Origin of the sequence: Streptomyces cahuitamycinicus, from assembly GCF_002891435.1 — a bacterium.
Classification (GTDB): domain Bacteria; phylum Actinomycetota; class Actinomycetes; order Streptomycetales; family Streptomycetaceae; genus Streptomyces; species Streptomyces cahuitamycinicus.
This window is the reverse complement of the sequence record NZ_POUC01000334.1, coordinates 1-9096: the sequence shown is the minus strand read 5'-3', so window position 1 is coordinate 9096 and position 9096 is coordinate 1. Positions and strand designations below refer to the sequence as shown.

The following is a 9096-nucleotide window of genomic DNA, read 5'->3' as shown; positions in this document are numbered from 1 at the left end:
TCAGCCGATGTGGTGACGCGGCGTCCCGGGCCGCGCGGCGTGATCGCCAGGGTCGGCGCAGCCGCCCGGCCGCGATGCCGGCCGCAACACCGCCCTGAGCGACGACAGCCCGCTCACGGACGACCGGCCGGGCCCTCACCGGGCGCCGGTGGCGGCGTACCTTCACGGCTGAGCGACGTCGCGGGAACCCGGAGGCTCTCCCGAACGTCAACTCTTTGCCCGCCAAGGGCCGAACGGTCGGACCGACCAGCCGGAGAGGGGAATCGCCGTGGACGAGGCGACGTCGCAGCAGGGGAGCGAGGCGGAGGGCGCCGCCCGCCGGGCCCGCTTCGGGGCACTGCCGGAGCCGGTGCGCGTGGAGGACATGGTCGAGGAGCGGGCGGCGAGCGTGCCCGACCCCGCGCGCACCGCCTACAACCAGGACGAATGGCTCGTGCGCTACTGCCTGTGAGGCGCCCTGGCGCCAGGCTGCGCGACCCGGACGGGCATGGTGAAAGGGCCCGTCAGGCGCGGCTCTCCGCGCCCAGGCCGCGTAGCCAGCGCACGACGTCGCCGGCGTCCTGGGCGCGGGCGACGTCCAGCGGAGTCATGCCGTCGTAGCCGCACCAGTCGGGGTCGGCGCCCTGCTGGTGGAGGTACTGCGCGGTGAGCAGGTGGCCGCCCTGGCAGGCGCCCCAGAAGGCGCTGGTGATCTCGTCCGGTGACGGCGCCTCGTCCGCCTCGACGCAGGCCCGGACCCGGTCGAGCAGACCGAGCGTGGCGGCGTCCTGGAGGGTGACGCGGGCTCCGTGCTCGACGAGCCGGTGGGCGGCGCGCCACTGGCCGAATCCCCGGGCGTCGGCGAGCGGCGTGCCGCCGCCGATCACCGCCCCGGGTGCCTCGATGTCGGCCCCGGCCGCGATGAGCGCGTCCAGGAGGGGCACGTCGTTGCTGCTGGCGGCCCAGTGCAGGGGCGTCTCCGCGTGCGCACCTTCGAAGCGGGCCCGCGGGTCGGCCCCGGCCGCGACCAGGACCGCGACCACCTCGGGGCCCCTGGGGAAGTGACCGGGCCAGTCGGCCGCGATGTGCAGCAGACTGCGCGTGCCCCTGCCGTCCTCACCCTGCTCGGTGATGCGCGCGGTGGCGAGACCGGAGTGGTCGGCGAGCAGCCGCCGGAGCCCGGGCAGATCCCCGGCCCGGATCGCCTCCGTGACGGCGACGGCCAGCGGGTCCTGCGATGTCAGCGTCTGCAAGCCGGCCTCCCGTTGCCGTCAGGGCTCCCGATTCTGCCAGCCGGCGTCCTCTCGCACGCCCACCCGCGCGAAACGGCCGGACCATCCTTCCGGGCAACCCTGCGGCCCCGGCCAAGACCTGCGCAATCGCCGTCGAACCGGACATCCGTATGACGTGCCCGGACGCTCCGCCAGGCGTAGCGTCCGGGTAGGAGCGGGAGGACACCATGCCCGGGAGTAACGAGCACCCCGGCGGCGCCGGATCACCGGACGACGCCCTGGGGGTGGCCCTGGCCGACACCGTGCGCGGAACGGGCGCCTCGATCGGCGGCCTCTACCTCATCGAGGAGGCCGAGCCGGTGCTGCGCCTGGTCGCCCTGTGCGGCCTGCCGGTGGCCTTCAGCGCCCCCTGGCGGCGGCTGCCCCTGACCGCACCGGTCCCGGTCGCCGACGCGATCCACGACGACACCCTGGTCAGCGTCGCCGGCCAGGACGACATGGCCCGCCGCTACCCCCGCGCCGCCGCTGTCCTGCCCTACCCGTTCGCCCTCGTCGCCGTCCCGCTGACCGGAGTGCGGCGCTCCTGGGGCGGCCTCGTGCTGATGTGGCCCGCCGGCCGGCCGCGCCCGGTCACGCCACGAGAACGCGGCCACATCACCTCCAGCGCCCGCCGCATCGCCCGCATCCTGGACGACGCCACCCAGCCGCCGTCCCTGCCCGACCTGCCGCGGGTCGTCCCCGTGGACGCCGCTCGCCACCCCGTGCAGACCGGCCTGGCCGCCGCCGACTACCTCGAACGCCTCCCGGAGGGCGCCCTGGCCCTTGATCTGGAAGGCCGCGTCACCTTCATCACCGCCACCGCGGCCCGCCTCCTCGGCCGCGACGCCGACCGGCTGCTGGGCACCAGACCCTGGCAGTCCCTGGCGTGGCTCGACGACCCCGTCTACGAGGACCACTACCGCACGGCGGTCGTCAGCCGGACCCCCGTCTCCTTCACCGCGTTCCGCCCGCCGGACCAGCCGCTGACCTTCCAGCTCTATCCCGACACCAGCGGCATCAGTGTCCGCGTCCTGCCGAGCACGGAGCTGACGGACGACCCGCCGCCCGCCGGCGCGCGGCCGCCCGTCGCGGCACCCACGGGACGCCTCTACCAGCTCGTACACCTGGCCGCCGCGCTCACCGAGTCGGTGACCGTACGCGACCTCGTGGCGCTGATCGCCCACCAGATTTTGCCCGCCTTCGGCGCCCAGGGCCTGGTGCTGTCCGGTGTCGACGCCGGACGGCTGAAGATCATCGGCCAGCACGGCTACCCGGCCGAGGTCGTGGAGCGCCTCGACGCCCTCTCCCTGGACACCGGTCTCACGCCCGCCGGCCAGGTCCTCGCCAGCGGCACCCCCGCCTTCTTCGCCCACCCCGCGGAACTGGCCGCCAACTACCCCAGAGCACCCCAGATCAGCGGCAAGCAGGCCTGGGCGTTCCTGCCCCTGATCATTTCCGGCCGGCCCGTCGGCTGCTGCATCCTGTCCTATGCCCGGCCGCACACCTTCACCGCCGACGAACGAGCCGTCCTCACCTCGCTGTCCGGCCTGATCGCCCAGGCCCTGGACCGCGCCCGGCTCTACGACACCAAACACCGGCTCGTGCACGAACTGCAGCGCGCCCTGCTGCCCCGGGCCCTGCCGCGCCTGCCCGGCCTCGACGTCGCCGCCCGCTACCTGCCCGCCGGGCACGGCACCGAGGTCGGCGGCGACTTCTTCGACGTCCTGCGCGTGAACGCCACGACCGCGGCAGCCGTCATCGGCGACGTGGAAGGCCACAGTGTCGCCGCCGCGGCCCTCATGGGTCAGGTCCGCACCGCCATCCACGCCCACGCCACCTCCGGCGCCGCGCCCGGCGAGGTCCTGGCCCGCACCAACCGGCTCCTGGGCGACCTCGACTCCGAACTGCTCGTCTCCTGCCTCTACGTCCACCTCGACCTGGTAGGCCGGCAGGCGTCCTTCGCCAGCGCGGGACACGTGCCGCCGCTGCTGCGTCACGCCCGGCACCCCGCCCGGGTCCTCGACGTCGATCCCGGCCCGCTGCTGGGCATCGATGCCGGCGGTCACTACCCGGTGACCACCGTGCCCCTGCTCCCCGGCACGACCCTCGCCCTCTACACCGACGGCCTGGTCGAACTCCCCGGCGCCGACGTCACCCGCACCACGACCGACCTCGCCGGGCAGCTGGACGCCGCCGAGGGGGCGGACCTGGAACGGCTCATCGACCGCCTCGTCCGCCACACGGCACCGACCGGACAGCACACCGACGACATCGCGGTGCTCCTCCTGCGTGCCGCCTAAGCGACGGTCCGGTGTGAGACGTCAACCGCGTTCCGGGGAGTCGGCCCGGACCCGCCGGGCCACGTCGCGCAGCTTGAGGTTGTGGTTCTGGGAGATGCGCCGCAGCACGCCGAAGGCCTCGTCCTCGCTCAGCCGATGGCGTTCCATCAGGATGCCCATGGCCTCGCCGATGGCGTGCCGGGTCTCCAGGGCGTGCTCCAGCTGGTCGACGGTACGGGCGGTGGCCAGCGCCACCGCGGCATGCGAGGCGAGCAGCCAGCCGGCGGTCTCGATGTCCTCACCGAATGCCCCGGGACGCCGCGAGTAGAGGTTGAGCGCACCGAAGTCCTCCTCGTCGGTGTAGAGCAGTACGCCGGTCATGCTGCCGATCCCCAGGTCGCGGGCCGCCCGGCTGTAGCGAGGCCAGGACGGCTGCGGCCGGGTCATGTCGGCGATGCGGAACAGCCGCTCGCCGTCCACGCGGCGCGCGGCGTCGAAGCAGGGGCCCTCGCCGAGCTCGCCCTGCAGCCGGTCCGACTCCGCGACCATGTCGCCGCACACCGCCAGCGTCACGGCCCGGCCCTTCGAAACCGTCAGAATGCCCGCCGCGTCGCAGCCCTCGACCAGCTCCACCGCCGCCGCCGAGACCGCGTCGAGCGTCGCCTGCACCGAGTCCTGGGCGACCAGATCCCGGGCGAGCCGCGCCATCTGCTCGGCGTACCGCTGCCACTCCACCGCCACCACCGCCTCGCTCGCCGGTCCCGCCCACGCTACCCCGCGCCGCTTCGTACGGCCGTTCGTCCGGGCGTCCGTTCGTCGGGGCGTCCGTGCGGCCGTCCGTCCGTGCGGCCGTCCGTCCGTGCGGACGTTCTTCCGTGTGGCCGGGCCTCCCGGCAGCACGCCCGGAACCGGGCACCGGGTTCACCGGTACGCCGTCAGCAGCAGCGCCACGTCGTCCGGCCGCTCCCGGGCCCGCCGGGCCGTGCCCACCAGCCGGTCGGCGAGATGCTCCACCGAGTCCGCCGGGGTCTCGGACAGCCGGCGCCGGACCGCGTCGATGCCCGTCTCGATGTCGCTGCCGGGCCGCTCCACCAGCCCGTCGGTGTACAGGGCGAGAACACTGCCGGGGGCCAGGGTGAGCGCGGTGACGGGGTACACCGAGTCGGGCTGCACGCCCAGCATGACGCCGCCCGTGAGATCCAGGGTCTCGGCCCGCCCGTCGGGGTGGCGCAGCAGCGGCGGGGGATGACCGGCCCGCACGGCGAGAGCCCGTCCGGTCCCCGGGTCGAGCTCGATGTAGCAGCAGGTCGCGAAGACGTCCGACTCCAGGTCGGTCAGCAGCCGGTTGGTGTGCGTGATGACCTCCTGCGGCGGACGCTCGCTCGCGGCGAAGGCGTGCACCGCGCTGCGCAGCTGGCCCATCACCGCGGCGGCGCCGACGCTGTGACCCTCGACGTCCCCGATGACCAGGGCCACGCCCCGCCCGGTGGTGATCACGTCGTACCAGTCGCCGCCGATCGCCATGCCCTGCGTACCGGGCAGATAGCGGCCGGTCGTGCGCAGACCCTCGACGGCAGGCAGGCGGTGCGGCAGCAGCCCCTCCTGGAGGCCGCGGGCGACGGCGGACTCCGAGTCGTAGAGCCGTGCCCGCTCCATCGCCTGGGCGGCCAGCCCGCTCAGCGCGGTGAGGGCGGAGCGCTCGTCGGGGGTGAAGCGGTGCGGGGCCTCCCAGCCGAGGATGCACGAGCCGACGGAACGGCCGGAGGCGATCAGCGGCAGGAACGACCAGGCGTTCATGCGGTCCAGGGTGATGCCCGGATAGGCGAGGGAGAGATCCTCGGGCGACTCGAAGAACAGGGGGAGCCGGGTGGTGAGCGCGTGGACGCCGGGCAGCTGTGTGTCGAGGGTGACGCCTTCGAACGGGGTGAGGAAGCCCTCCGGGTATCCCGACTCCCACAGCAGGTACATCCGGCCCTCGCGGACGGTGTACAGCGCCAGCTCCCGGGCGCCGAAGGCCGGCAGCAGCTGCTCGGACACGGCCCGGCAGACGTCCCGCACGGTGACCGCCTCGGTGAGCACGCTCGCCATCTGCACCACGTGGTAGAGCGCTCCGGCACGCGCGGCGGCTACCGGCCCGGGCGGGGGCGCGACGGCCGCGACGTCGGGGCCGGCGGCGGTCCCGGCCTCCGGCCCCTGTTCGGCCCCGGTGGGCGGCCCGGTGGGGAAGACCCGGCCGGTCAGCCCGTGCACGTCCGGGTACAGCACGAAGCTCAGCCAGTTCCCCGCGGAACGCCGGACGAGGAAGGACACCTGCTCCTGCGACAGCATCGCCGCCCGGTAGCGGTCCTCGTACGCGGGGTCCCGGAGCCAGGTGATCACCTCCCACGGATAGTGGCCGAAGAGCTCTTCCCGGCCGGAGCCCAGCAGCTCCTCGCAGCGGCGGTTGGCGTACGTGAGTCGGCCGTCCTGGTCCAGCGAGAAGATCCCGTCGGGCAGCCGCTCGGCCGCCTCGGCCGCGGTGAGTCCGCCGGCCGCGTCGACGAGGGCGCCCACCAGAATCCGCGGGGAGCCGGCGCCGCCGTGCACGAGATGGCCCCACAGTTCGACCGGCCGGTAGCCGGTCTCCTCCTCGCCCCTGGACTTGTCCCGCACGCGGAAGTGCCGGGACCTGACCCGGCCGCCGGACAGCGCGTCGTGCCGGCTCTCCCGCAGTTCGTGCAGGTCGTCCGGGCTGACACGGGACTCGACGTCCGCGATGGTGCCGCCGTAGTCCGCCCGGTCGATGCCCAGCAGCGCGAGGGCCTCGTCGTCCGCCGTGCACCGGTCGCTGTCCAGGTCCCAGTCGATGAGTCCCACCCGGACCGGGTGGGCGCCGGAGGTGGGCAGCCGCACGCTGATCGGCTCGTCGTCGTACTCGACGCGACGGTCGGCGGCGTCCGCGCCGGGCGGGCGTGCGGCGAGGTGGTCCAGGCGCTCTTCCATGGCCCGCTCGGAAGGACGCAGCGCGCGGTCCACCGTCTCCGCGTCCATCGGTGCCCGGCTGGCCGAGCGCAGCACGACCAGGACGCCCACCACCTCACCGCCGGTGCGGACGGGCTGGTAGGCGGAGCCGAAGGAGTAGGGCAGCCCGGCGGTGAAGTGCGGGAAGCGCACCATGGTGGCGCGCTCGTCCGCCAGCCACAGCGTCTCGTCGCGCCGGTAGGCCTCCGCCATGGGCAGAGCACCCCCTACCGGCACCCGCCACCAGCTCTTGAGCAGCGAGCGGGGCACGCCGGTGACCATCGTGAGCACCAGCGAGCGCCGGTCGCCGGAGCGCAGGTAGACCAGTCCGCCGTAGCCGTCGAGATCCCGCACGGCTTCCACCAGCGGGTCCGTCAGGGCATCCTCGATCCGGCCCGGGCCGGCGCCCGGGGCCCGGCTCTCAGCCCCGTCCCGGCTCCGGCCGTCGGCTGACCGCGGCCCGTCCGGTACGGCGGCTGCCTCATCCATGTCGCGTCCTCCCGGTACGGACGCACCGGACACCAATCGCTCCCCACCAGGATGTGCCATGCCCGGCGGTCCGGCGCGGCAAGTGCAACCTTTCGGTCCGCCCGGCCGTCTCACCCGGCAACAACCACATGCAAGCCTCGGGGGCGGCAATGGTACGAATCAGAAGAGCATGCGCGACTCTCGCACTCGTGGGCGCGACGGTGGGTGTGGCGGCGGTCCCGGCCGGTGCCGCAGCTGTCACCACCCCGCGGTCCACCACGCAGGCCACGACGTGTCCGACCGGCTGGGGAAGCCTCGCCAAGACCGAGGCCGCCGCCACGGTCGCTTCGGTGACGAACGTCAGGACCGGCCGTCACACCTGCTTCGACCGGATGGTCGTCGACGTGCCCGGCGCGGGCAGCGGCGTCGGCTACACCGTCCAGTACGTCACCCGGCTCTACCAGGACGGCTCCGGCCGCCACATCCCCGTGGCAGGCGGCGCCGTCCTCGAGGTGCGGGTGACCGCGCCCGCGTACGACCCGGAGACCGGAGCGGCCACCTACCCGGGCCGGGTGTCGCGCCCGCTGCCGGGTGTGGACCTCACCGGTTACCGCACCTTCCGGGACACCCGGTTCGCCGGCAGCTTCGAGGGTGACACCCAGATCGGCCTCGGCGTCCGCGCCCGGCTGCCCTTCCGGGTGCAACAGCTCGACGACCGCGTCGTCGTGGACGTCGCCCACAGCTGGACCGCCACGGGCTGACCGGGCCCCGCACCGCGCCCGGCTCCCAGGAGCCGGGCGCGCCCTGCTCAGCCACCGCGCAGCCGGCCCAGTTCCTCCAGGGTCCGCGCCGCCGCGGCGGCCAGGCCGGGCCGGTTGCGGACGTAGCGGCGGGCCGCCCGGGCGGGCTCCCGGCCCAGCCAGTGAACGGCTCCCCCTGGCACCGCCCGTACCACCGCGCCTTCGTACACACGCAGGTCACGCGTCTTGAGCGACTCCTTGTAGCGGGCCGGACCGCTGCCCAGATCAAAGGTCTCGACGCCGTCGGCCGCCGCTGCCTCCAGCATCCTCAACTGGAGCACGAGACCGGGGGAGTACTTGGCGTAGGCGCGGTCGTACGCCGGGAACCACCAGGACAGCACCGTGCGCGACCGCAGCCCGAAGTGCGCGGCCACGGGCCGGTCCGCGGCGTACAGCACGGACAGCACCCCACGGCACTCCGGGTCCTCGCTCCTCCCGAGCAGCCCCACCAGCCGGGTGATCCACTCCTGGGCGAACCGGTCCCGCCGGCCGGTCCGCCGGTACTGCGCCGACTTCCACTCCATCAGAGCCCGCAGCGCACCGGGGTCCCGGGCGTCGTACACGAAGCGCACCTCGCCGACCTGCCGAGCCAGCTTGCGCTCCTTGGCCAGGGTCTGTCTCAGGAATCCCGGCGACTGCGCCCGCAGCCGTCGCGCGTATGCCTCGAAACCGTCGCCGATGTCGACGACCGGGGAGGCGAGTTCCTCGACCGCGTGCGGCACGAACGCGTCCTGACCGGCTTCGAGGTTGTCGAACTCCCAGGACGACAGCCCGCACACCCGTAACAGCCGGCGGGCGTCCAGCCGGACTCCGGGGCGCAGCACGACCCCCTGACTGTCGGACACTCCCAGCCCGATGGCCCGGCCCCGCCCCAAGACCCCGGCCTCGTACGGGAAGAATCCGACCGGGGAACCGTCGTCCTGCAACACCGCCACTCTGGCAGCCGGCCTGACCTGCCCCACCGCAGCGGTGAACACCGGGTCGAGAAAGGGATTCGCCGGGGCGCCGGACTCGGTCCGGATCTCGCGCCACATCTTCTGTTCGTTGGGGCCGAGTTCGTCCGGCCTCAGAACGAGAACGCGCTTTCCAGGCATCTCTGCCTCCTGTGTCATCGGCATGGGGACACATGAAGGCCCGCACATCACCGCGTACCGGCACCGGGCAGTACTCGGGCCGCGCGGCGCAGGCCCTTGGCGGTACTGCCGTCACTCAGCAGCGGAACGCCTGCAACCGGGCGGTACTCGGGGCGGATCCGACCGCCTCCGGACGCCGAGGCGTGCCCGCCGCACGGAGGTGCGG

7 protein-coding genes are annotated in these 9096 nt (G+C 74.0%); 3 read left to right on the top strand and 4 right to left on the bottom strand.

All coding sequences use genetic code 11. From position 1 onward, the window contains the following. Nucleotides 1-268: 268 nt before the first annotated feature. Nucleotides 269-451, top strand: a complete 183-nt coding sequence (locus C1J00_RS31890) for a hypothetical protein (protein WP_102912459.1) — start codon at nucleotides 269-271, stop codon at nucleotides 449-451. A gap of 52 nt (nucleotides 452-503) precedes the next feature. On the opposite strand, the gene C1J00_RS31885 is transcribed toward C1J00_RS31890, so the two are convergent. Beyond that, a complete protein-coding gene (locus C1J00_RS31885) occupies nucleotides 504-1232 on the bottom strand; it encodes an ankyrin repeat domain-containing protein (RefSeq protein WP_102912458.1) in 729 nt (242 codons plus the stop codon). 206 nt (nucleotides 1233-1438) lie between these two features. On the opposite strand from C1J00_RS31885, the gene C1J00_RS31880 reads away from it, so the two are divergent. Then, nucleotides 1439-3550 carry a SpoIIE family protein phosphatase gene (locus tag C1J00_RS31880; RefSeq protein ID WP_102912457.1) on the top strand — a complete coding sequence of 704 codons (2112 nt, stop codon included), beginning with the start codon at nucleotides 1439-1441 and terminating at the stop codon, nucleotides 3548-3550. Nucleotides 3551-3571: 21 nt separating this feature from the next. On the opposite strand, the gene C1J00_RS31875 is transcribed toward C1J00_RS31880, so the two are convergent. Then, nucleotides 3572-4237 (bottom strand): GAF and ANTAR domain-containing protein, encoded by a 666-nt coding sequence (locus C1J00_RS31875; RefSeq protein ID WP_439333453.1) that lies wholly within the window; start codon nucleotides 4235-4237, stop codon nucleotides 3572-3574. A 213-nt stretch (nucleotides 4238-4450) separates the two neighbouring features. Beyond that, complete coding sequence (locus C1J00_RS31870; protein ID WP_102912456.1) at nucleotides 4451-7018, bottom strand: SpoIIE family protein phosphatase; 2568 nt, start codon at nucleotides 7016-7018, stop codon at nucleotides 4451-4453. Nucleotides 7019-7167: 149 nt separating this feature from the next. Here C1J00_RS31870 and C1J00_RS31865 point away from each other — a divergent pair, with 149 nt between their 5' ends. Then, entirely contained in the window at nucleotides 7168-7758 is a 591-nt protein-coding gene (locus tag C1J00_RS31865) for an AMIN-like domain-containing (lipo)protein (RefSeq protein ID WP_102912455.1), read from the top strand. 47 nt (nucleotides 7759-7805) lie between these two features. Here the strand turns inward: C1J00_RS31865 and C1J00_RS31860 are convergent, their stop codons facing one another. After that, nucleotides 7806-8891, bottom strand: coding sequence for a GNAT family N-acetyltransferase (locus C1J00_RS31860; RefSeq protein ID WP_102912454.1), 1086 nt, complete (start codon nucleotides 8889-8891; stop codon nucleotides 7806-7808). Nucleotides 8892-9096: the final 205 nt, after the last annotated feature.

Coding starts and splice junctions, on each gene's coding strand:
- C1J00_RS31875 (WP_439333453.1), bottom strand. CDS start 4,237: ATGGCGCGGCTCGCCCGGGATCTGGTCGCCCAGGACTCGGTGCAGGCG.
- C1J00_RS31865 (WP_102912455.1), top strand. CDS start 7,168: ATGGTACGAATCAGAAGAGCATGCGCGACTCTCGCACTCGTGGGCGCG.
- C1J00_RS31860 (WP_102912454.1), bottom strand. CDS start 8,891: ATGCCTGGAAAGCGCGTTCTCGTTCTGAGGCCGGACGAACTCGGCCCC.
- C1J00_RS31880 (WP_102912457.1), top strand. CDS start 1,439: ATGCCCGGGAGTAACGAGCACCCCGGCGGCGCCGGATCACCGGACGAC.
- C1J00_RS31870 (WP_102912456.1), bottom strand. CDS start 7,018: ATGGATGAGGCAGCCGCCGTACCGGACGGGCCGCGGTCAGCCGACGGC.